The sequence below is a fragment of the Stenotrophomonas sp. Pemsol genome (assembly GCF_003586545.1).
Lineage (GTDB): Bacteria > Pseudomonadota > Gammaproteobacteria > Xanthomonadales > Xanthomonadaceae > Stenotrophomonas > Stenotrophomonas sepilia.
In genome coordinates, this window is the sequence record NZ_CP025780.1 from 4,041,063 (window position 1) to 4,062,404 (window position 21,342).

Sequence of the window (21,342 nt, forward strand, 5' to 3'; positions counted from 1 at the left end):
TCTGTTTTCCTGCACGGATGCTTCGATGCTGATCAACGCGTATTCCACCCTCGGCCCGGTGCTGGCACCGCCACCACAGGCCGGGAGTGCCTCCGTCCGTGGTCTTGATGACCCCGCACTGGCCCCGCACCTCGGCGGCTTCGTCAACTACGTGCTGGGTCATGGCGACGGGCAGATGACCGCCGCGCGCTATCACCTGATGCGGCACGTCCAGCGCGTGCGCCAGCACTATCTGTTCGAGCTGGCCGAGGCTGATCTGGAGGCGCTGCAGCCTTGGCTGCTCCAGGCCAACGCGGTGTGCTTCCTGGAAGATGGCAGCGTCCGCGATCCGGCCGGCAAGGTGCTGTTGGGTGACGCGCTCGATCCGCAGGCACAGGTGCCCTACCCCGCCGATGCCGGGCAGCGCCGTGCGCGCAGCCAACAGCAGCTGCAGGCCCACGAGCTGCGTGTCCCGCCGTCATTGCCACCTGTGCTGGGTGCGGCCGAGGCACAGCTGCGCGCGCCTGCCCAGGTCTGGGCCAGAGCGCAGGCGCTGCTGGCGTGTGCGCTGCGCGCCGAGGCGCTGCAGGCCGGTGACCCACCGTTGAGCCTGGCCGAGTTGGCCGAGCGCCTGCCGGCGCTGCCCGAGGCCTTGAGCCCGGCCGAGGCCGCTTTCATCGCGCACGGGGACGCCGAGGCGGCTCTGCCGTTCGGCTGGCGCTACGAGAGCCTGGCCGTGCTGCTGTGGGCGCTGGGCCTGTCCGAGGCGCTGCCGTGGCCGCAGGCGACCTGTGCCGTGCCGGATGTGGTGGGTGCCTTGTTGCAGAAGGCTGACAGTGGCAGCGAGCCTGCGACCCTGCGCGATACCGCCGAGCTGCTGGATGCGCTGGATCTGCACTACCGCCTGCACTGGGTTGCGCGTGAGGCCCAGCGCCAAGGTGCACCGATGCCCGGTGCGCTGGAGGGCGGCGTGATCTACGAGCGCCACTACGCGCTGAACTGGTTGTTCTGCTTTGAACAGGCCGACTGGGACGACGTCGATACGCCGACCTGAGTCTGCAGGGCGAGGGCGGTCAGGCCGCCCTCGCTGGCATGGGCACCCACCCTCTCAGCTGCGCAGTTCTGCCAGCTGCGCCTGCAGCTCGGCCACGGCCGCTTCCAGCTGGGCCACGCGCTCGGCCAGGCCCGGATCGGCCGCATCGCTGCTGCCCCCGCCACTGCTGGCGTACTTGGCCGCCAGCGCCGCGCCATCCACTTCACCGCACAGCAGGTGCATGTAGCGGTCTTCGCGTTGGCCGCTGGCGCGCGGCAGCACCACCAGCAGCGCGCGCTGCTGCAGGCGCTCGACGGCGTGGCGGGCTTCGTCGATATCCGCAAACCGGTACAGACGCTCGCTGCGCGACACCAGCTCGCCCAGGGTCTGTGGGCCGCGCAGCAGCAGCAGCGCCAGCAGCACGGTCTGTTGCCGGGTCAGGTCCAGCGCGGCCTGCAGGCGGTGCTCGTAGCGGTCGGCGCGCGAGGAGAAGTGCTGGCGGGCCAGGCCCAGTGTTTCCAGCTGGCGCAGCGCGTGCTGCACGCTGCCGGCGTCGACGTTCATCACCGGCTCGCGGGCGGTCTTCTGGTTGGCCGCCGATTGGGCGGCATTGACGGTCAACGGGTAGGTGTCCGGGGTGGTCGCCTCCTTCTCCACCAGACAGCCCAGCAGGCGGGCCTGCACCGCATCGAGCAGGGGAACGTCGGGGGTCTGGGTGGAATCGGTCATGGCGGCCTCCGGAAGAGCAGCGGGTCAACCACCAAGCATAGCCGTCCCCGGGTCGGCTTTGCCGGTAAAATGCGCCGGTATATCTGATTGCCGGTGAATCCATGCGTCGTCCTGTTTCCCTGTCCCTGACCCTGCTCGCCACCGCGGCGCTGGGCCTGTCTGCCTGCAAGCGCGTGGACGCGCCTGCCGCTGAAGCCGCGGCGCCGCAGGCCCCGGCGTCCGCCGCCAAGGCCGATGGCGCGCGTGATGCCACCGCCAACGACAACCTCAACGCCGTGCTGTGGATGCAGCGTGCGCAGGAGTACAGGGCGATCACCGAGCAGACCTACCGCGCCGCCGCCGACCACCTGGACGTGGCGCTGAAGGAAGCCCATTGGGATGCTCTGGTGCCGGAAGAACGCGGCAACGAGGCCAAGGGCCTGAAGCCGGCCGTGGTGCTGGACGTGGACGAGACCGTGCTGGACAACTCGCCCTACCAGGCGCGCCTGGTGCGCGACGGCAAGGAATACGACGAGCTGAGCTGGGACCAGTGGGTGGCCGAAAAGAAGGCCAAGGCGATCCCGGGCGTGGTCGATTTCGCCAAGGCGGCCAACGCCAAGGGCGTGACCCTGCTGTACATCTCCAACCGTGCCGTGCACCTGAAGGACGCGACCCTGGCCAACCTGCGCGAGCAGGGCCTGCCGGTGGCCGATGACAGCGTGTTCCTGGGCCTGGGCACCGTGGTCGAAGGCTGCGAGCAGGCTGGCAGCGAGAAGAACTGCCGCCGCCGCCTGGCCGGGCAGAAGTACCGCGTGCTGATGCAGTTCGGCGACCAGCTGGGTGACTTCGTGGAAGTGACCGCCAACACCAACGAAGGCCGTGGCGCCCTGCTGCAGCAGTACCACGACTGGTTCGGCGAGCGCTGGTGGATGCTGCCGAACCCGACCTACGGCGGCTTCGAGCCGGCGCAGTTCAACAACGATTACAGCCAGTCGCGCCAGGCCCGCCACGACGCCAAGCGCGCCGCGCTGGACTACGCACCATGAGCCGCGCACCGCTGCCGCTGCGCGATGACGAGCGCCTGATCTTCGCGCTGGACGTGCCTGACCGCGCGCAGGCGCTGGCGTGGGTCGACCGCCTGGGCGACAGCGTGGCGTTCTACAAGATCGGCATGGAACTGCTCGCCTCCGGCGAGTACTTCCAGGTGCTCGATGAGCTGGCCCGCCGCGACAAGCGCGTGTTCGTCGACCTGAAGTTCTTCGACATCCCGGCCACGGCTGCGGCGGTGATCAAGCGCCTGTCGCAGTGGCCGGTCAGCTACGCCACCATCCATGGCTGGCACCCGGCCATGATGGAGGCGTGCGCCGCCGCCAACAGCGGCGACATGCGCCTGCTGGCAGTGACCGTGCTGACCTCGATGGGGCGCCCCGACCTCGCACAGATGGGCATCGACCGCGAACCGGTGGACGTGGTGGTCGAGCGCGCGCTGGCTGCCCAGGCCGCCGGCATCGATGGCGTGATCGCTTCGGGCCAGGAGGCCGGCCCGATCCGCGCTGCCACCGGCAGCGGATTCTCGATCGTCTGCCCGGGCATCCGCCCCGGTGGCCCGGTCGGCGATGACCAGAAGCGTACCGTTGGCGTAGCGCAGGCCTTTGCCGATGGCGCCGATGCCATCGTGGTCGGTCGCCCGATCCGCCTGGCCGCCGATCCGCAGGCCGCAGCGCGGGCGATCCAGCAGGAAATCGCGTCGGCTCTGGCTGCACGCTGAGCCCACAGCCGACGCCGGTCACGCCGGCACCACGAACGCCATCCCGATCCATGCGGGATGGCGTTCGCATTTGTGGGTCTGCAGTTGTCGCAGGCGGCGCCAGCCACGAGAACTGTGCGCAGGTTCGCGCTGTGGGCCTCTCCACTGCTCCCCAATCGATGCACCGGTACGGACCGCGGCCGCGCCGGTTCCAACCATCGACAGAGGAGTACAGGGAAATGTATCGCAGCACCTCTTTGTTCATCGGCCTGCTGTTGGCCGCGTCTGCCATACCCGCCATCGCTGCGCCGCAGCTGCGCGATGCGCCGCGCATCATCGGCGGCGAAGCGGCGCCGGCCGACGAGTACCCGTTCATGGTCAGCATCCAGGGCATCTTCGACGGCGATTCGGACCACGACCGCCACTTCTGCGGGGGCACCCTCATCTCGCCCTCGTGGGTGCTGACGGCCGCGCACTGCATGCAGGGCGAAGCGCCTGGTGGCATCGCCGTTGTCGGCAAGGTCACGGCCCTGTCCACTGACGCCGGACCACGACCCTCCAACGTCAAGGCGATCCACGTCCATCCGGCATTCAACAGCGGCAATTCGCTGGAGCACGACGTCGCCCTGATCCAGCTCAGCGCACCGCTGGTCGGCGCACAGCCGGTAGCACTGCGGCTGCGGCCCGACGCCAGCTATCTCAAGCCGGGCCGTGAATTCACGGTGATCGGCTGGGGAGACACCGACATCGGCGATGGCCGGGTCTATCCGACTCAGCTGCAGACTGCACAGGTGCCGTTCGTGTCATTCGATGAATGCCAGCAGGCGTACGGCGGTGAACTGTCACGTGGCAAGGTGATCTGCGCCGGCCGCGAGGGCATCGACAGCTGCCAAGGGGATTCCGGAGGTCCGCTGCTGCTGCGCCTGCGTGAAGGCTGGACCCAGTTCGGTGTCGTCAGTTGGGGCGAGGGCTGTGCGCTGGCCGGCTATCCGGGGATTTATGCCCGAATCGCCGAAAAACACGCCGTAGATTTCATTGAAGCGGTTTGGCAACGCGATTGACACAATAAAATCAAATACATACATGGCATTACGTGAAGTGTTGCCTTAACTTGAACGGCAGCGTAGGATCGCCGCCATCCGGTCCTCGGGCCGGACATGTGCCACAACACTGTCCTCCGGCCCCGCGCCGGCTTGAAGAGCCTGTGATCCCCGTGATCCGGGCTCTTTTTTTATCCCGCTGGTGGTTCTGGGGTCAGATCCCTTCTGCCTGCCGGCAGAAGGGATCTGACCCCCTTGGCTGGAAACCGTGACGTCCCGGCTTGCCGCTGTCACGTCGCAGGCCGCAAGATGCGGGCCGGTCCGGGGAGTCCGAGTGCATGAGCGTGGCGGTGCGAGGAAAGTCTGCGCGTGGATGGGGGCTGGCGGCCGTGCTGCTGCTGGCCGTGGCGGCGTGCCGCGAGTCTGCCAACGATCCGGCCAGGCCGGCGGCCGAGCCGGTGGCTGCGGTACAGGCGATGGCGTTGCGCCTGGCCGAGGATGATCTGGTCGGCTACGCAAAGCTGTCGGTGCCGCCGGGCCAGTACCAGCGCCTGCAGCAGGCCTGGGCGGAGGGCCACAGCCAGTGGCCGCTGACCGAGCTGCCACTGGGCGACCAGCTGCTGCCGATGCTGGCCGCACTGCGCAAGCCCGGTGCCAGCGCCGAACTGCAGCGCAGCTTCGATCGCCAGCTGGCTGGCCAGGCCGGCGCCGTGCGCCAGGCCGCACAGTCGATGGGCAACTTCGGCGTGCAGTACCTGCGCCACCAGAAGGGCTACACGCCCAGCCAGCAGGCCCACTACATCGCCCTGGTCGAGACCCTGGCGGGGTGGGCGCAGGCTGCCCCGATCAGCGACCGCGCACGTGCCCGCAGTACCATCGCCGCGCTGGTCGGCGCCGCCAGCAAGGTCGGCTTCGATGATGAAGCCGGCCTGCAGGCGGCCGGCATGGAAGGCAGCCTGCAGCAGCTGGCGCCGTTCATCCACACCCTCAAGGCGGTGCTCGGCAGTTACGGGCTGGGCGTGGACGACGCGCTGCGCAGCGTGCGCGGCGAGCTGCTCTCGGTAGAGGGCGACAATGCGCTGGTGCGCCTGCACTACGACCTGGCCGGTCGCGAGATGACCCTGCAGCTGCCACTGAGCCGGCGCGAGGGCCACTGGTACCTGACCCGCACCCTGGCCGACACCGACGCGCTGCTGCGCAAGGCCGATGCGGCCCGCGCGGCTGCGTCGCCAGCACCGGCTGAAGCGCCCGCCGAGGGTGGGGAAGCGGCAACACCGCCGGCTAAGCCATAATGGCGCCGATGTCGAAACAGAACCCGCTGCCGTTCCCCGGCGAAGAATCCCAGTCGACGCCCGCCGATACGGTGCCGGCGTCCCCCTCGACCGGTACCGGCCCGAACCCGGTACCGCCGCCCGCGCACGCGCGTCCGGCTGGCCGCCGCCCGCTGTGGGCGCGGTTGCTGGGCCGCTTGATCGAGCCGTGGCTGTCGCTGAAGATCGAGCCGGAAGACCCGGGCCAGTACAACGATGGCCGCCCGGTCATGTACGTGCTGGAAGACTACGGCCTGTCCAACGCGCTGATCCTGGACAAGGCCTGCCGCCAGGCCGGCCTGCCGTCGCCGCTGGTGCCGCTGGCCGGTGATCCGACCGGCCGCAAGCGCGCCTATCTGGCGCTGTCGCGGCGCAGCTCCAGCAACTCGCTGATTCCCGAGCAGCGCGGCGCCAAGACCCACTCCGATTCGCTGGCCAAGGTCCTGCAGGCGCACCGCGTGCGCGATGACCTGGATGTGCACCTGGTGCCGGTGTCGATCTTCGTCGGCCGCGCGCCGGACAAGCAGAGCGGCTGGTTCGCAGTGCTGTTCTCGGAAAACTGGGCGCTGGTGGGCCGCTTCCGCCGCCTGCTGGGGCTGCTGCTGAACGGGCGCAATACCATCGTGCGCTTCGCCCCGCCGATCTCGCTGCGCAGCACCGTCGATGAAGGCCTGGAGCCGGAGCGCACGGTGCGCAAGCTGCAGCGCGTGCTGCGCACCCATTTCCGCCGCATCCGTGAATCGGTGATCGGCCCGGACCTGTCGACCCGGCGCCTGCTGGTGGACCAGGTGCTGGCCGCCGAGCCGGTCCGCGAAGCGATCGCCGCACAGGCAAAGCGCGACAATTCGAAGCCGGCCGATGCCTGGAAGAAGGCACACGCCTACGCCTGGGAAATCGCTGCGGACTATTCCAGCCCGGTGGTGCGCTCGGCCAGCTTCATGCTCAGCCACGTGTGGAACCGCATCTACGCGGGCGTGCTGGTGCACCACCTGGACAAGTTCAAGGCCGCCGCGCCGGGCCACGAAGTGGTCTACGTGCCCAGCCACCGCAGCCACATGGACTACCTGCTGCTGTCCTACCTGCTGTACGACCGTGGCATCGTGCCGCCGCACATCGTGGCCGGCATCAACCTGAACCTGCCGGTGGTCGGCACCCTGCTGCGCAAGGGCGGTGCGTTCTTCATCCGCCGTTCGATCCGTGGCAATGCGCTGTATTCTGCAGTGCTCAGTGAGTACGTCGCGCAGCTGGTGGCCGGTGGCTATTCGCTGGAGTACTTCGTCGAAGGCGGCCGCTCGCGTACCGGGCGCCTGCTGCAGCCCAAGGGCGGCATGATCTCGATGACGCTGCGTGCATTCCTGCGCCAGCCGCGCAAGCCGGTCCTGTTCCAGCCCATCTACATCGGCTACGAGAAGCTGATGGAGGGCGGCAGCTACCTGGACGAACTGTCCGGCCGGCCGAAGGAAAAGGAGTCGATCTGGTCGCTGCTGTGGGGCATCCCCAAGGTGCTCAAGCAGAACTACGGCCAGGTGGTGGTGAACTTCGGCGAGCCGATCGCGCTGAACGACGTGCTGGCCGAGAAGGCCCCGGAGTGGAAGGGCGAGGCGGTGCCCGAGGACGAGAAGCCGGCCTGGCTGTCGACCACGGTGGATACGCTGGCCGAACGCATCCAGGTGCGCATCAACGGCGCTGCCGACGTCAACCCCATCAACCTGCTGGCGCTGGCCCTGCTGTCCACGCCGAAGCACGCGATGGGCGAGGCCGACCTGATCGCGCAGATCGAGCTGTGCAAGACGCTGCTGGTCGAGATGCCGTACTCGGACCGGGTGACGGTGACCCCGCACTCGCCGGAGCGGATCATCGCCCATGCCGAGGAGATCAACGTCCTCACCCGCATCAAGCACCCGCTCGGCGATGTGCTCAGCGTCAGCGGCGACACCGCGGTGCTGCTCAGCTACTTCCGCAACAACGTGGTGCACCTGTTCACCGCCTCGTCGTGGGTGGCCTGCTGCTTCCAGAACAACCGCCGCATGAGCCGTACCGGGCTGGTCCAGCTGGGCCGCACGGTGTACCCGTTCCTGCAGGCGGAGCTGTTCCTGCCGTGGAGCGAGGATGAGTTCGCGCAGCGTATTGACCGCACCATCGACGTGTTCGTGCGCGAAGGCCTGCTGCAGAACGTCAACGATGACGACGGCGGCATCCTGGCACGCAACACCGGGCAGACCGACGAGGTGTTCCGCCTGCGGGCGATCGGCCATTCGCTGCAGCAGGCGTTCGAGCGCTACTACATCGCCATTTCGGTGCTGGTGAAGAACGGCCCGGGCGTGCTCGGTGCGGCCGAGCTGGAAAGCCTGTGCCAGCAGGCCGCGCAGCGCCTGAGCCTGCTCTATGCGCCGGCCGCTCCCGAGTTCTTCGACAAGGCCCTGTTCCGCGGCTTCATCCAGAAGCTGCGCGAACTGCGCCTGGTGTGGCCGGACGAGAACAGCAAGCTGCTGTTCGATGAACGCCTGGATGCCTGGGCCAAGGACGCCAAGTTCATCCTGGGGCGCGAGCTGCGCCACACCATCGAGCGGGTCAGCCCGGAAGCAGCGCGCCCGGACGAGCCTACGCCGCAGGATTGAAGGTCGCGCCGGACAAGGCGGTGGGTGCGGACCTTGGTCCGCACACTTCCACCCGTGCCAACCAAGGTTGGCACCTACCGGAGAGGGAGGCCAACCAAGGTTGGCACCTACCCGGACCCGGCTCAGGCCGGCTCGTCGGGAATCTGCAGGCTTTCCAGCCTGGCGATGCAGTCCTTCAGCTGCAGCTTGCGCCGCTTCAGGCGCTTGGCTTCCAGTTCGTCCTCGCCGTTGGCCGCCATGCGGGTGATCTGTTCATCCAGCAGGCGGTGCTCGGCGCGCAGGGCGGCGAGGTGCTCGACGATCTCGGCGGGGCTGTAGGTATCCACAGCCTCCGAGCATACACAGCGTTGATGACTGCCGGGAGAGGGGAAACCCGACCCCCGGCCGGGGCGGCTCCGAGCCGTTAGAATGGAACCCATGAGTGCCGTGATTTCCCTTCCCGATCCCCAGCCGCGCGCCGCCCGCGATCCACGCGTGGCCGAGCGCGAGCAGCACAAGCTGGCCAAGCGCCTGCGCCGCCAGGTCGGCGAGGCGATTGCCGACTTCGGCATGATCGAGGCCGGCGACAAGGTCATGGTCTGCCTGTCCGGCGGCAAGGACAGCTACACCCTGCTGGACGTACTGCTGCAGCTGCAGAAGAAGGCGCCGGTGCCGTTCGAGCTGGTGGCGGTGAACCTGGACCAGAAGCAGCCGGGCTTCCCCGAGCACATCCTGCCGGAGTACCTGGCCGGGCTGGGCGTGCCGTACCACATCATCGAGCAGGACACCTATTCGGTGGTCAGCCGGGTCATCCCGGAGGGCAAGACGATGTGTTCGCTTTGCTCGCGCCTGCGTCGTGGCGCGCTGTACAACTACGCCGAGACCCACGGTTTCACCAAGATCGCGCTGGGCCACCACCGCGACGACATGGTGGCCACGTTCTTCATGAACCTGTTCCACCACGCCAAGCTGGCGGGCATGCCGCCGAAGCTGCGCAGCGACGACGGCAGGCACGTGGTGATCCGGCCGCTGGCCTACGTGCGCGAGAGCGACATCGTCGACTACGCGCAGGCACGCCAGTTCCCGATCATTCCCTGCAACCTGTGCGGCAGCCAGGAGAACCTGCAGCGCCGCCAGGTCGGCCTGATGCTCAAGCAGTGGGAAAAGGACCATCCGGGCCGCATCGAGCAGATCGCGCGCGCCATGGGTGAAGTCCGGCCCTCGCAGCTGGCCGACACCACCCTGTTCGACTTCATGGCGCTGGGCCGTCGCGACGACACGCCGCTGCCCGACGCCCATGCCTGGCTGGCCGGCTCCCCGGCCGACGCCGACGCAGATCCCGAGACGCCCACCGTTTAAGGTCGGTCGCCCTTCCTCTTCGCCATCCGGAATTCCATGTTCTTTCGCAACCTGACGTTCTTCCGTTTCCCGACCACCACCGATTTTTCCGAAGTCGATACCCTGCTGCCGCACGCCGTGCTCAAGCCTGTTGGCGCGCTGGAAATGAATTCGCGCGGCTTCATTTCGCCGTTCGGCCGCGAGGAGAAGGAACTGCTGTCCCACCGCATCGCCGAACACCTGTGGCTGACCGTGGGCGGCGAGGACAAGATCCTGCCGGCGGCGGTGGTCAACGACCTGCTCGAGCGCAAGCTGGAAGAGATCGAGGAGAAGGAAGGGCGGCGCCCGGGTGGCCGCGAGCGCAAGCGCATGAAGGACGACCTGCTGCATGAACTGCTGCCGCGCGCCTTCGTGAAGTCCTCGCGCAACGACGCCTTCATCGACCTGCAGCACGGCTACGTGGCGGTGGATACCTCCAGCCGCAAGACCGGCGAATACTTCATGTCCGACATCCGCGGGTTGCTCGGCAGCTTCCCGGCGATGCCGCTGAACGCCGAAGTCGCGCCGCGCTCGATCCTGACCGGCTGGATCGCCGGAGAGCCGCTGCCGACCGGGCTGAGCCTGGGCGAAGAGTGCGAGATGAAGGATCCGGTCGAAGGCGGCGCGGTGGTCAAGTGCCAGCACCAGGAACTGCGCTGCGACGAGATCGACAAGCACCTGGACGCCGGCAAGCAGGTGACCAAGCTGGCGCTGATCTTCGAGGACAACCTGTCCTTCGTGATCGGCGACGACCTGATCGTGCGCAAGCTGAAGTTCCTCGACGGCGCCCTGGACCAGCTGGAGCATGCCGACGAAGACGGCCGCCGTGCCGAGTTCGATGCCCGCTTCGCCCTGCAGAGCGCCGAGATCCGCCGCCTGTTCCTGTTGCTGGAAGAAGCGTTCAAGCTCAGCAAGGCTGACTGAACAGGCAGCTCGACGGTCGCCGGTCATCCGGCGGCCCGAAGCAGCGCTATGCTGGGCGCATGAGCCGTCTGCTGCGCCGCCTGATCACGCCGACCCTGCCCGCCACCGTACAGCGCGACACCGTTCGCCTGCGCCTGGAGGATGCCGAGATCGAGGTGCTGCGCGTGCGCGATCCGCGCGCGCGCCGCATCAAGCTGAGCGTGGACGAGCGTGGCGCGCGGTTGACGTTGCCACCGCGCGCAAGCCTGGTAATGGGCGAGCGCTTCCTGGAACAGCACCGCGACTGGCTGGCGCTGCAGCTGCGCCAGTACCAGGGGCAGGGCCTGCCGGCACCGCTGCAGCCCGGCGAAGACGGCGTGCTGCCATTGCGCGGTGAACTGTTGCCGCTGCGCTGGCAGGAAGGCCGCTACGCGCGGCTGGAGATCGACGCGCACGGTGCCTGCGTGCAGTGGCCGACCCGTGGTGGTGACGCCACCCTGCGCCGCCTGCTGCGCGAGTTCTATGAAGCGCAGACCCGCGCCGACGTCGGCCGCTGGCTGCCGAAGTACCTGCCCACCCTGCCGCGCGCTCCCAGCCGCCTGCGCCTGAAGGTGATGTCCTCGCAGTGGGGCTCGCTGGCCCCCGATGGCAGCATGGCCCTGGACCTGGCCCTGGTGCTGGGTCGTCCGGAAGCGTTCGAGTACGTGCTGGTGCACGAACTCTGCCACCTGATCCAACCGAATCATTCGGCCGCGTTCTGGCATGAAGTCGAACAACGTTTCCCTGCCTGGCGCGAACAGCGCGACTACTTCCAGCTGGAAGGGCGACGACTGAAGGCGATGCTTCGCCAGCTGTTGTAGAGCCGAGCCGATGCTCGGCTGACGCGTGCAGCGCGGGGTTCCAGTCATCACGTTGAAGAGCAGCCGAGCATGGCTCGGCTCTACAGAAGAGAGCGCGCAGCGCGCGACCCGCTCCTGCCCTTCCTTCTTTCTTCCGTGGTGGGCACACCGGAAACTGTCGAAGGACGGGATGGGTGGGATTGCGGGGGTGTCCGCGGCATGGATGCCGCGGCCAAGCCCCCAGGGACGGGTTCACGGCGTCCCCCGCAATTCCACCCATCCCGGCCAACCTCATGATCGTGCAGCCCCCACCCACCACGAGGGGCGCAGCCGTTGGCCGAAACCCTCACCCCGCCCGCAATGCCGCCGCGGCCGCCCAGCGTGCCGCCACCCGCGGCGCGGTGATGCACACCGCCTGGTCGGTCACCGTCGTCACCGCGCGCTCCAGCAGCTGGATATCGGCCTCGTGCTGGCGTGCCACATGCGGGTCCTCGAAGAAGATCGCGCGCTGGCAGCGCCCCTCCAGCACACGGTCAGCAATCTGCGCATCGCCGCCCATCGGGCCACTCTGGTAGCGCGTCACCCACGGCGTATCGCTGGGCCAGCCGCGGCTCCAGGCCAGTTCGTTCAAGTGCTGGCCGGTGGTGCCGGTCGCCACGCGCTCGCCGAACCGTGCCAGCACATCGAAGTGCTCGTCGGCGAAGGCCAGCATCGCCGGCTTCATCGCGTCGTGCGCGATCAGCGCCAGCGTCTGGTGCTGGAAGGCATGCAGATCGTCGGCACCGGTATCGGCAGCCAGCCCGGCGTGGATGCGTTCCACCTCGATCCAGTCACGCGCAGTGGCCACCGTTGAAATGAACGGCTTGCCGTGGATCACGCACTGCCGCTTGAGCGCGGTTGCCTCCGGAAACACCGAGGAAGGATCGACCGGGTCGATCAGGTAGATCGCACCGTCCAGGGTGCGCTCCGGCCCCATGCCAACCACTTCGGCCACCAGTTTCATCAGGCCGCCCTCGCGCCCGTAGGGGTAGCGGTGCAGGCCGCCGTAGCTGGCCAGGAAGCCCTGCCGTTCGATCGCATCGTGGGTGCGCCCGACCGCGTGCAGCGATACCCCCAGTTCACGCAGCCCGGCCTCGCTGGCACGCAGCCAGCGGAACAGCGCGGCGCGCGCATCGTGGTGATGGAGACGGTTGGCGGCCAGGCCGATACGCATCGAGCGCTCCGTAGGGACGGGTAGAAGCGGCAGTGTATGTCGGCATTCGCCGATAGGGATGTTTTTCGAATTTTTCTCATTGTCGCGGAAGCGCGCCTCGCTAGCGTGGCTGGCAGCGGTACCGCTGCGCGGCCGTGGTTCCTGCCCGCGAAATGAGGATGTCTACCGTGAATGTCGCCGGCCGCCGCGCCGTCGCCGCTGTCATGGCATCGCTGTTGCTGCCCGGCATCGCTGCTGCGTCCGGCTGTGCGAGTCCACTGCAGGTGGCATGGCGTTCCGATCGGCCGCCGCTGTCATACAACGCGCAGGGCGACCTTGCGGGGTTGGCTGCGGATTACCTGCCGCTGCTGGGCCCGCAGGCGGTGCAGCATGCGCGGCCGTTGCCCGCAGCGGTGCTCACCGATGACCCGCTGCCGGCTGGCACCCAGGTGCTGCTGGGCTGGCCGCGCGCACAGCTGCCGACCGGCTGGGTGGCCAGCAGCCCCTACCTGGAAGTGCCACAGGTGATCGTGCGGCGCGAGGGTGCAGCGCCAGTGCTGGGGTTGGAGGGACTGCGTGGCCGCAGCGTGGCCAGCCCGGACCGGCTGCCGCTGGACGCATTGCTGGCCGAACAGGCCCCGGGTGCGCAGCTGCTGGCACCGGCGCCGCTGGACCACGCGCTGTCACTGCTGCGCGCCGGGCTGGTCGATGCCGTGGTGGCCAATCTCGCCGAAGTCGAAGCCGCGCTTCGCGCCGTGCCGGGTGACCCTCTGGTGATCGCAGCACCCGCTGGCTTCGGCGATGCACTGGTGCTGGCCGCTGTACCGGCCTGTGCCGCGGTGGTCGCTGCCTTCGACCGGGAGCTGCAGCGGGAGGGCGATGCGCGTCGGGCATCGGTTCGCAGTGCCTGGCTGCCGGAACTGCCACGTGCGCGTCCCGCCGGTTCGGCACTGCGCTGGCTGGTGCCGGTGTCGCTGATCCTGCTCGCGCTCATACTGCTGCATGCCTTCGGCTACTGGCGCGTGCATCGCGAGAGCGTGCGTCGCCGGGTGCTGGAGCAGCGCTTGCATGAAGTCACCGCGAACCTGCCGGCGGTGGTCTACCAGGCGCGCCGTTCGGCAACCGGCCACTACAGCCTGGCGCAGATCGCCGGCGACGTGCAGGCGCTGTTCGGCGTAGCCGTGGAGACTGAGCGGATCGACCATCTGCAGCTGCTGGCGGCCGTGCATGCCGGTGACCGCAGCCGGGTGATGGCGAGCATCGAAGCGGCCGCGCTCGTGCGCGGTCCGATCGACGTCACCTTCCGCACCCGGTCGGCACAGGGCTGGCGCTGGGTCCGATCACAGGGACGACCGTTGCCGTGCGATGACAGCAGCGTGGAGTGGAGCGGCTACTGGATGGACGTCAGCGAAGCCCAGGCGCGTGCAACGGCGTTGGCCGAGGCGCGCCGCGCGGCCGAGCAGGCGGCACTGGCCAAGGGCCATTTCCTGGCGACCATGAGCCACGAGATCCGCACGCCGATGAGCACCCTGCTGGGCATGCTGGAGCGGCTGGCTGGCACGGACCTGGATGCGGGCCAGCGGCAGGTGCTGACCACCGTCGGTGACGCTGCGCAGATGCTGCGGCAGATCCTCGACGATGTGCTGCACAGCCAGCGCCTGCAACCGGCGCCCCTGCAGCTGCGTCCGACCGATCTGGCGGCGCTGGTGGGCGCGGTGCAGCAGCTGTTGATGCCCGTCGCGGCCAGCCGCGGGCTGCACCTGTGCAGCGAGATCGACCCGACGTTGCAGCCCTGGTCGCTGGCTGACGGGCTGCGCCTGCGGCAGGTCCTGTTCAACCTGGCCGGCAATGCGCTCAAGTTCACCCTGCAGGGAAGCGTGGTGTTGCAGGTCCGCGTGCTGCAGCAGCGCGACGGCGGCCAGCGACTGCGCCTGCAGGTGATCGATACGGGCGTGGGCATCAGCGTGGAGCGGCAACAGGCGGTGTTTGCCGCCTACGAGCAGGCCGAGGCGTCGACCACGCGCCGTTTCGGCGGCAGTGGCCTGGGGCTGTCGATCTGCCGCGAGCTGGCGACGTCGATGGGCGGGCGTCTGCACCTGCGCAGCGTGCCCGGCAAGGGCACCACCGTGTGGCTGGAGCTGGACCTGGCGGCCTGTGCGGCCCCCGCTGCGGGACCGGCGATGGCACGGCCCGCGCCGTTGCCGCCGGCGCGGGTGCTGGTGGCCGAGGATCATCCGACCAACCTGCAGTTGCTGGCACAACGCCTGTGCGAGCTGGGACTGCAGGTGCACGCCTGTAGCGACGGCCTGCAGGCATGGGAGGCCTGGCAGGTGCAACCGTTCGACCTGGTCATCACCGACTGCCATATGCCGCACATGGATGGCTTCGCGCTGGCCCGGGCGATCCGTAGCGATACCCGCGCTGCCCATGCTCCGGTGCCGATCATTGCGTTGACCGCCAGCGTGCTGGAACGCACGCGCGAGGCCTGCCGTGAGGCGGGCATCGACCATTTCCTGGCCAAGCCGCTGGAGGCGCTCGAACTGCGCGCGCTGCTGCAACTGCTGCTGTTGCCGGACTCAGTGCGCCAGTAGGCGGACGATGCTGGCAGCGGCGTCGCGGCCTTCGGCCACCGCGGTTACCACGAGATCGGCACCACGCACCGCGTCGCCACCGGCGAACAGGCGTGGATGCGCGGTCTGGAACGGCAGGCGGTCCTTGCCACCGGCGAGGATGCGGCCATTGGGCTGGGCTTCCACCCCCAGTTCCGCCAGCCACGCCGGCACGCTCGGCGAGAAGCCGAAGGCGATGATCACCACGTCTGCCTCCAACAGCGACTCACTGCCTTCGATAGGCACCGCGTTCTGGCGGCCATTGGCATCGGGCTCGCCCAGCCGGGTCTCGACCACGGTCACGCCGATCACCTCGTCGTCGGCGCCGGCTTCGATCGACAGCGGCTGCCGGTTGAACAGGAAGCGCACCCCTTCCTCGCGTGCATTGGCGACTTCGCGCGCGCTGCCGGGCATGTTGGCTTCGTCGCGGCGATAGGCGCAGGTGACCTTGGCCGCGCCCAGCCGCACCGCACTGCGCACGCAGTCCATGCCGGTATCGCCACCGCCCAGAACCACCACGCGCTTGCCGTTGAGGTCGGGCAGGGCGATGGTGTCTTCCCAGCCGGCGATCGGCCGGCCCTTCGGATCATCGCCGCCGACGATGCGGCTGTTCTGCACCAGGAACGGCAGCGCCGGCAGCACGCCCTTCAGGTCCTGGCCGACCAAGCCACCATCGGTATAGCGGTAGGCGCCGGTGCCGATGAACACCGCATCGTGACTGTCCAGCAACTGCTGCACGCTGACATCACGGCCGATCTCCACGCCGAGGCGGAACTGCACGCCCATGCCTTCCAGTACGTCACGACGGCGATGGATCACGTCCTTGTCCAGTTTGAAGCTGGGAATGCCGAACTGCAGCAGGCCACCGATCTGCTCGTAGCGGTCGTAGACCACGGCGGCAATGCCGGCGCGTGCCAGGCGGTCGGCACAGGCCAGCCCGGCCGGGCCGGCACCAATCACCGCCACACTGTGGCCGGTCGGCTGCACCGCGCCCAGGTCCGGGCGCCAGCCACTGGCCAGTGCGGTATCGACGATGTACTTCTCCACCGCGCCGATGGTGACCGCGCCGAATTCCTCCAGCGTGCAGCTGCCTTCGCACAGCCGATCCTGCGGGCAGACCCGGCCGCACACTTCCGGCAGCGGGTTGGTGCTGTGGCACAGCGTGGCGGCCTCGTGGATGCGGTTTTCCTGCACCAGCTGCAGCCACTGCGGAATGGCGTTGTGCACCGGGCACTTCCAGCTGCAGTACGGGTTGCCGCAGTCCAGGCAGCGGCCCGCCTGGTACTGGGCGTCTTCCTTGCCGAACTTGCCGTACAGCTCGCCCCAGTCGCCGGACGTGCGCAGTTCCACCGGGATGCGCTGCGGCATGGTGCGGGGCAGGTCGAGGAACTGGAAGGCGTGCTTGCGGCTCATGGCGGACTCTGTGGTGTTTTACGGATGCCGGCCAGCGGCCGGCACTACGTGATCCTGGGTTGCCGGCCAGCGGCCGGCACTACCGTTATGCGGCGCGTCGCAGGGTTTCGGTCAGCGATTCGATGCTGGCGGCCTTCGGTTTGACCAGCCAGAACTTGCCGATGTAGTCGCGGAACTCGTCCAGGATCTGCTGTGCCCAGATGCTGCCGGTCAGCTCGCGGTGGCGGCCGATCAGGCGGTGCAGGTGCTGGCGGTAGTTCTCGAAGCCTTCGGCGGAGACGCGATGGATGTCGATCAGCTCGTGGTTGTAGCGGTCGACGAAATCGCGGTCCACGTCCAGCACGTAAGCCAGGCCACCGGTGAAGCCGGCGCCGAAGTTCAGCCCGACCTTGCCCAGCACCAGCACCACGCCGTCGGTCATGTACTCGCAGCAGTGGTCACCGGCACCTTCCACCACTGCCAGCGCGCCCGAATTGCGCACCGCGAAACGCTCGCCGGCGCGGCCCGCGGCGAACAGCTCGCCACCGGTAGCGCCATACAGGCAGGTGTTGCCGATGATGGCGGTGCTGCGTGCCTCGAAGCGGGCGCCACGCGGCGGACGCACCACCAGCCGGCCTCCGGCCATGCCCTTGCCGACGTAGTCGTTGGCTTCGCCTTCCACTTCCAGGTGCAGGCCGCCGACGTTGAAGGCACCGAAGCTCTGCCCGGCGCTGCCGCGGAAGCGCAGTTCAAGCGGTGCTTCGGCCATGCCCTGGTTGCCGTGCGCGCGCGCCACCGCGCCGGCCAGGCGGGTGCCGATGCTGCGGTCGGTGTTGTGGATCAGGAAGCGGTGCTCGCCACCGCGCTTGTGCTCGATAGCCGGGGCCAGCAGCCCATCCATCTGCGTGGCCAGGCTGTCCGGCGATTCGTACAGGCGCTGGGCGGCGCAGTGGCTGCCTTCGTAGCGGGCATCGGCCAGCAGGCGCGACAGGTCCACGCGCACGCCATCGCGGGGCGCGGCCTCGATCTGCCGCAGCAGGTCGGTGCGGCCGACGATCTCTTCCAGCGAACGCGCGCCCAGGTACGACAGCCAGCCACGCACTTCCTCGGCCAGCAGGCGGAAGAAGTTCTCCACGCGCTCGGGCTGGCCGGTGAAGTGGTTTTCGCGCAGGCGCTCGTCCTGGGTGGCCACGCCGGTGGCGCAGTTGTTCAGATGGCAGATGCGCAGGTACTTGCAGCCCAGCACGATCATCGGCGCGGTGCCGAAGCCGAAGCTGTCCGCCCCCAGCAGCGCGGCCTTCACCACATCCAGGCCGGTCTTCAGGCCGCCATCGGTCTGCAGCAGGGTGCGCCCGCGCAGGTCGTTGGCCAGCAGCGCCTGATGCGCTTCGGCCACGCCCAGTTCCCACGGCACGCCGGCATAGCGGATCGAGCTGACCGGCGACGCACCGGTGCCGCCGTCATGGCCGGAGATGGTGATCAGGTCCGCACCGGCCTTGACCACGCCCGCCGCGATCGTCCCGACGCCGGCATGGCTGACCAGCTTCACCGACACCAGCGCGGTCGGGTTGACCTGCTTGAGGTCGTAGATCAGCTGCGCCAGGTCTTCGATCGAATAGATGTCGTGGTGCGGTGGCGGCGAAATCAGGCCGATGCCCGGACGCGCATAGCGCAGGCGTGCGATCAGCTCGTTGACCTTGTGCCCCGGAAGCTGGCCGCCCTCGCCGGGCTTGGCGCCCTGCGCGACCTTGATCTGCAGCACTTCGGCATTGACCAGGTATTCGGCGGTGACGCCGAAGCGGCCCGAGGCCACCTGCTTGATCTTGCTGCGCTTGGCGGTGCCATAGCGTGCGGGATCTTCTCCGCCTTCGCCGGAATTGCTGCGGCCACCCAGGCGGTTCATCGCAATCGCCAGCGCCTCGTGCGCTTCCGGCGACAGCGCACCCAGGCTGATCGCTGCGGTATCGAAGCGCGGGAACAGTTCGCTGGCCGGGGCGACCTCGTCCAGCGGCACCGGCATTGCGGCCGGCACCAGCTCCAGCAGGTCGCGCAGCGCCGACGGCGGACGCGCATGCACCGCATCGCAGTACTGCTGCCAGGCACGCGGATCGCCGCTGCGCGCCGCGCGCTGCAGGGTGGTGACCACGTCCGGGTTGTACATGTGGTACTCGCCGCCGTGCACGTACTTCAGCAGGCCGCCCACGTCCACGTCCTGCTGCGCGTCCCACGCCTGCGCGCACAGCTCGCGCGCGTCGGCATCCAGGCGCGCGAAGCCCGCGCCGCCGATGCGCGAGGCGGTGTCCGGGAAGCACATGTCCACAACCTCGGGTTCCAGGCCGATGATCTCGAACAGCTGCGCGCCGCGATAGCTTGCCACCGTACAGATGCCCATCTTCGAGATGATCTTCGACAGGCCCTTGTAGATGCCCTTGCGGTAGCGGCGGCCGATCTGCGACTGCTCGCCGCCCTTGCTGAGCTTGAGGATGCCGCGTCGGCCCAGGTCGAACAGGGTCTGGTAGGCCAGGTACGGATACACCGCGGTGGCACCGAAGCCGAGCAGGCAGGCCATGTGGTGCGGGTCGCGCGCGGTGCCGGTTTCGACGATCAGATTGACGTCGCAGCGCAGCCCCAGCCGCGAGAGGTGGTGGTGGATGGCGCTGGTGGCGAGCAGGGCATGCACCATCGGCCGACCGGCCACCGGGTAGCGGTCGGACAGCAGCAGCATCACCATGCCCTCGCGCGCGGCCTGCTCGGCCTCGCTACAGATGCGCTCGATGCCGGCACGCAGGCCCTCGTCTTCGCTGTAGGACAGATCAAGCAGGCGGTTGGCCTGCACGTACTGGTCCATCTTCAGCAGCTGGCGCAGCTTGCGCTGGCTCAGCACCGGCGAGTTGAGGATGACGTGGTTCACCGTCTCCGGGCCGGCATGGAAGATGTTGGTCTCCTTGCCGAGCTGGGTGGACAGGGACATCGCGCAGTCTTCGCGCAGCGGATCGATCGGCGGGTTGGTGACCTGCGCAAAGGCCTGGCGGAAATAGTCGTACAGCGGACGGCTGCGCTGGCTCAGCACCGCCATCGGTGTGTCGTCGCCCATCGAGCCGGTGGCTTCCTGCTCGGTCTCGGCCAGTGGCCGCAGCACCTGTTCCACTTCCTCGCTGCTGAGCTGGTAGAGCTTGTGATAGCTGCGCAGGGTGGCTTCGTCGAACGGCTCTTCCACCAGCGACGGGTCGATCAGTTCGGTCTGCAGGTAGGTCACGCCCTGCTGCAGCCACTGCTTGTACGGCGCGCGACCGCGGTTGATGCGGTCCACCGCGTCCGAATCGAGCAGGTCGCCGCGCTTGAGGTCGATGGCCACCATTTCGCCGGGGCCGAGCTTGCCCTTGCGCACCACGCGCTCGGTCGGCACTTCCCACACGCCGGCTTCGGAGGCGACCAGGAAGTGGCGGTCGGCGGTGAGCATCCAGCGCGCCGGGCGCAGGCCGTTGCGGTCCAATGTACAAACCGCATAGCGGCTGTCGCAGGCGACGATGCCGGCCGGGCCGTCCCACGGCTCGCTGTTGAGGCCGTGGAATTCGTAGAAGGCTGCCAGGTCGGGGTCCTTGAACTCCAGCGACTGGGTGGCCGGCGGCACCAGGATGCGCAGCGCCTGGATCAGCTCCATGCCACCGGCAACCATCAGCTCCAGCATGTTGTCCAGGCTCTGCGAATCCGAACCGTGCATGGAGATCACCGGATCGAATTCGGCGATGTCGAAGCGCGGCGTCTTCCACACCTTGCTGCGCGCCTGCGCCCAGCGACGGTTGCCTTCGATGGTGTTGATCTCGCCGTTGTGGGCGAGCATCCGGAACGGGTGCGCCAGCGGCCAGCGCGGCAGCGTGTTGGTGGAGAAGCGCTGGTGGAACACGATCGCGCTGGAGGCCAGTTCGCGGCGTTGCAGGTCGGGGAAGAAGCGGCTGAGCTTGTCCGGCAGCACCATGCCCTTGTAGCTGATCGCATCCGGGGTGAGGGTGGTGACGTAGAAGTCGGCATGGTCGCGCAGCTGCTGTTCGCTGCGGCGACGGGCCAGGAACAGCGCCAGCGCGAAGCCGGCATCATCCTGGCCGACGCCGGCATCGACGAACACCTGCTCGATGCGTGGCAGGGTGTCGCGCGCCAGCTGGCCGCAGACGCTGTCGTCGGTGGGTACCTCGCGCCAGCCGGCGACCTTGCAGCCGACCGCTTCGACCTGCGCCTGCAGCTGCGTGCGGCAGGCGTGTGCAGCCTCGGCATCGTGCGGCAGGAACACCAGGCCGGCAGCGAAGCGTGCGGCGACGGCGATACCGGCTTCACTGGCCAGCAGTTTCAGGAACGCATCGGGGCGGCGCAGCAGCAGGCCGCAGCCATCGCCGGTCAGGCCATCAGCGGCGACGCCGCCACGGTGGGTCATGCGCGAAAGCGCGGCGATGGCGGTATCAACCAACAGGCGCGAAGGTTGATCGTCGAGCTGGGCGACCATGCCAAATCCACAGGCATCGCGCTCGGAGCGCGGGTCGTAAAGCCCTTGGCGGTTGCGGGGGGCCATCTCTACCTCGATGCGTATAGGGTTGGCGGCGACACTCGTCCCCGCTCATTCCCTG

At 68.5% G+C, this 21,342-nt stretch carries 15 protein-coding genes; 10 read left to right on the forward strand and 5 right to left on the reverse strand.

Annotated features, from left to right (window positions below):
* Positions 1–25 precede the first annotated feature (25 nt).
* Positions 26–1,033 (forward strand): DUF4272 domain-containing protein, encoded by a 1,008-nt coding sequence (locus PEM_RS18635; protein WP_111127242.1) that lies wholly within the window; start codon positions 26–28, stop codon positions 1,031–1,033.
* Positions 1,034–1,087: 54 nt separating this feature from the next.
* Here the strand turns inward: PEM_RS18635 and PEM_RS18640 are convergent, their stop codons facing one another.
* Positions 1,088–1,741 carry a DUF480 domain-containing protein gene (locus PEM_RS18640; RefSeq protein ID WP_111127240.1) on the reverse strand — a complete coding sequence of 218 codons (654 nt, stop codon included), beginning with the start codon at positions 1,739–1,741 and terminating at the stop codon, positions 1,088–1,090.
* A gap of 101 nt (positions 1,742–1,842) precedes the next feature.
* Between PEM_RS18640 and PEM_RS18645 the strand changes: the two genes are divergently transcribed.
* From PEM_RS18645 to plsB, 5 genes are all read left to right on the forward strand, one after another.
* On the forward strand, positions 1,843–2,766 hold the full coding sequence (locus PEM_RS18645) for a 5'-nucleotidase, lipoprotein e(P4) family (protein ID WP_111127238.1): 924 nt from the start codon (positions 1,843–1,845) through the stop codon (positions 2,764–2,766).
* Complete coding sequence (gene pyrF, locus PEM_RS18650; RefSeq protein WP_005421084.1) at positions 2,763–3,488, forward strand: orotidine-5'-phosphate decarboxylase; 726 nt, start codon at positions 2,763–2,765, stop codon at positions 3,486–3,488. Before PEM_RS18645 ends, pyrF begins: the two co-directional genes overlap by 4 nt.
* A gap of 218 nt (positions 3,489–3,706) precedes the next feature.
* Positions 3,707–4,528, forward strand: a complete 822-nt coding sequence (locus PEM_RS18655) for a serine protease (protein ID WP_111127236.1) — start codon at positions 3,707–3,709, stop codon at positions 4,526–4,528.
* 317 nt (positions 4,529–4,845) lie between these two features.
* The gene (locus PEM_RS18660) at positions 4,846–5,799 is read left to right on the forward strand and encodes a hypothetical protein (protein WP_111127234.1); all 954 of its coding nucleotides are present in this window, start codon (positions 4,846–4,848) and stop codon (positions 5,797–5,799) included.
* Complete coding sequence (plsB, locus tag PEM_RS18665) at positions 5,799–8,435, forward strand: glycerol-3-phosphate 1-O-acyltransferase PlsB (protein WP_111127232.1); 2,637 nt, start codon at positions 5,799–5,801, stop codon at positions 8,433–8,435. Before PEM_RS18660 ends, plsB begins: the two co-directional genes overlap by 1 nt.
* Positions 8,436–8,557: 122 nt before the next feature.
* Here the strand turns inward: plsB and PEM_RS18670 are convergent, their stop codons facing one another.
* Entirely contained in the window at positions 8,558–8,761 is a 204-nt protein-coding gene (locus tag PEM_RS18670) for a YdcH family protein (RefSeq protein ID WP_005421068.1), read from the reverse strand.
* 91 nt (positions 8,762–8,852) lie between these two features.
* Between PEM_RS18670 and ttcA the strand changes: the two genes are divergently transcribed.
* From ttcA to PEM_RS18685, 3 genes are read left to right on the forward strand one after another with little or no spacing between them, the layout of a single operon-like run.
* Positions 8,853–9,773 carry a tRNA 2-thiocytidine(32) synthetase TtcA gene (gene ttcA, locus PEM_RS18675; protein ID WP_170944947.1) on the forward strand — a complete coding sequence of 307 codons (921 nt, stop codon included), beginning with the start codon at positions 8,853–8,855 and terminating at the stop codon, positions 9,771–9,773.
* A 36-nt stretch (positions 9,774–9,809) separates the two neighbouring features.
* A complete protein-coding gene (locus tag PEM_RS18680; protein ID WP_005421064.1) occupies positions 9,810–10,715 on the forward strand; it encodes a recombination-associated protein RdgC in 906 nt (301 codons plus the stop codon).
* 59 nt (positions 10,716–10,774) lie between these two features.
* A complete protein-coding gene (locus PEM_RS18685; protein WP_111127230.1) occupies positions 10,775–11,554 on the forward strand; it encodes a SprT family zinc-dependent metalloprotease in 780 nt (259 codons plus the stop codon).
* 325 nt (positions 11,555–11,879) lie between these two features.
* Here PEM_RS18685 and PEM_RS18690 read toward each other — a convergent pair whose 3' ends face one another.
* Positions 11,880–12,746 carry a methylglyoxal synthase gene (locus PEM_RS18690; protein ID WP_111127228.1) on the reverse strand — a complete coding sequence of 289 codons (867 nt, stop codon included), beginning with the start codon at positions 12,744–12,746 and terminating at the stop codon, positions 11,880–11,882.
* A gap of 167 nt (positions 12,747–12,913) precedes the next feature.
* Here PEM_RS18690 and PEM_RS18695 point away from each other — a divergent pair, with 167 nt between their 5' ends.
* Positions 12,914–15,316, forward strand: a complete 2,403-nt coding sequence (locus tag PEM_RS18695; RefSeq protein ID WP_111127256.1) for an ATP-binding protein — start codon at positions 12,914–12,916, stop codon at positions 15,314–15,316.
* On the opposite strand, the gene PEM_RS18700 is transcribed toward PEM_RS18695, so the two are convergent.
* Both PEM_RS18700 and gltB read right to left on the reverse strand, forming a co-directional pair.
* Positions 15,302–16,747 carry an FAD-dependent oxidoreductase gene (locus PEM_RS18700; RefSeq protein WP_005421057.1) on the reverse strand — a complete coding sequence of 482 codons (1,446 nt, stop codon included), beginning with the start codon at positions 16,745–16,747 and terminating at the stop codon, positions 15,302–15,304. The two genes, PEM_RS18695 and PEM_RS18700, sit on opposite strands and share 15 nt — an antisense overlap.
* Before the next feature lie 85 nt (positions 16,748–16,832).
* Complete coding sequence (gltB, locus tag PEM_RS18705; protein ID WP_111174622.1) at positions 16,833–21,287, reverse strand: glutamate synthase large subunit; 4,455 nt, start codon at positions 21,285–21,287, stop codon at positions 16,833–16,835.
* Between the last annotated feature and the right edge of the window lie 55 nt (positions 21,288–21,342).

Excerpts from the sequence above, each read along its gene's own strand:
- ttcA (WP_170944947.1), top strand. The coding sequence starts at position 8,853 with ATGAGTGCCGTGATTTCCCTTCCCGATCCCCAGCCGCGCGCCGCCCGC.
- PEM_RS18680 (WP_005421064.1), top strand. The coding sequence starts at position 9,810 with ATGTTCTTTCGCAACCTGACGTTCTTCCGTTTCCCGACCACCACCGAT.
- PEM_RS18645 (WP_111127238.1), top strand. The coding sequence starts at position 1,843 with ATGCGTCGTCCTGTTTCCCTGTCCCTGACCCTGCTCGCCACCGCGGCG.
- PEM_RS18635 (WP_111127242.1), top strand. The coding sequence starts at position 26 with ATGCTGATCAACGCGTATTCCACCCTCGGCCCGGTGCTGGCACCGCCA.
- PEM_RS18660 (WP_111127234.1), top strand. The coding sequence starts at position 4,846 with ATGAGCGTGGCGGTGCGAGGAAAGTCTGCGCGTGGATGGGGGCTGGCG.
- pyrF (WP_005421084.1), top strand. The coding sequence starts at position 2,763 with ATGAGCCGCGCACCGCTGCCGCTGCGCGATGACGAGCGCCTGATCTTC.
- plsB (WP_111127232.1), top strand. The coding sequence starts at position 5,799 with ATGGCGCCGATGTCGAAACAGAACCCGCTGCCGTTCCCCGGCGAAGAA.
- PEM_RS18690 (WP_111127228.1), bottom strand. The coding sequence starts at position 12,746 with ATGCGTATCGGCCTGGCCGCCAACCGTCTCCATCACCACGATGCGCGC.
- PEM_RS18700 (WP_005421057.1), bottom strand. The coding sequence starts at position 16,747 with ATGAGCCGCAAGCACGCCTTCCAGTTCCTCGACCTGCCCCGCACCATG.
- gltB (WP_111174622.1), bottom strand. The coding sequence starts at position 21,287 with ATGGCCCCCCGCAACCGCCAAGGGCTTTACGACCCGCGCTCCGAGCGC.
- PEM_RS18640 (WP_111127240.1), bottom strand. The coding sequence starts at position 1,741 with ATGACCGATTCCACCCAGACCCCCGACGTTCCCCTGCTCGATGCGGTG.
- PEM_RS18685 (WP_111127230.1), top strand. The coding sequence starts at position 10,775 with ATGAGCCGTCTGCTGCGCCGCCTGATCACGCCGACCCTGCCCGCCACC.
- PEM_RS18655 (WP_111127236.1), top strand. The coding sequence starts at position 3,707 with ATGTATCGCAGCACCTCTTTGTTCATCGGCCTGCTGTTGGCCGCGTCT.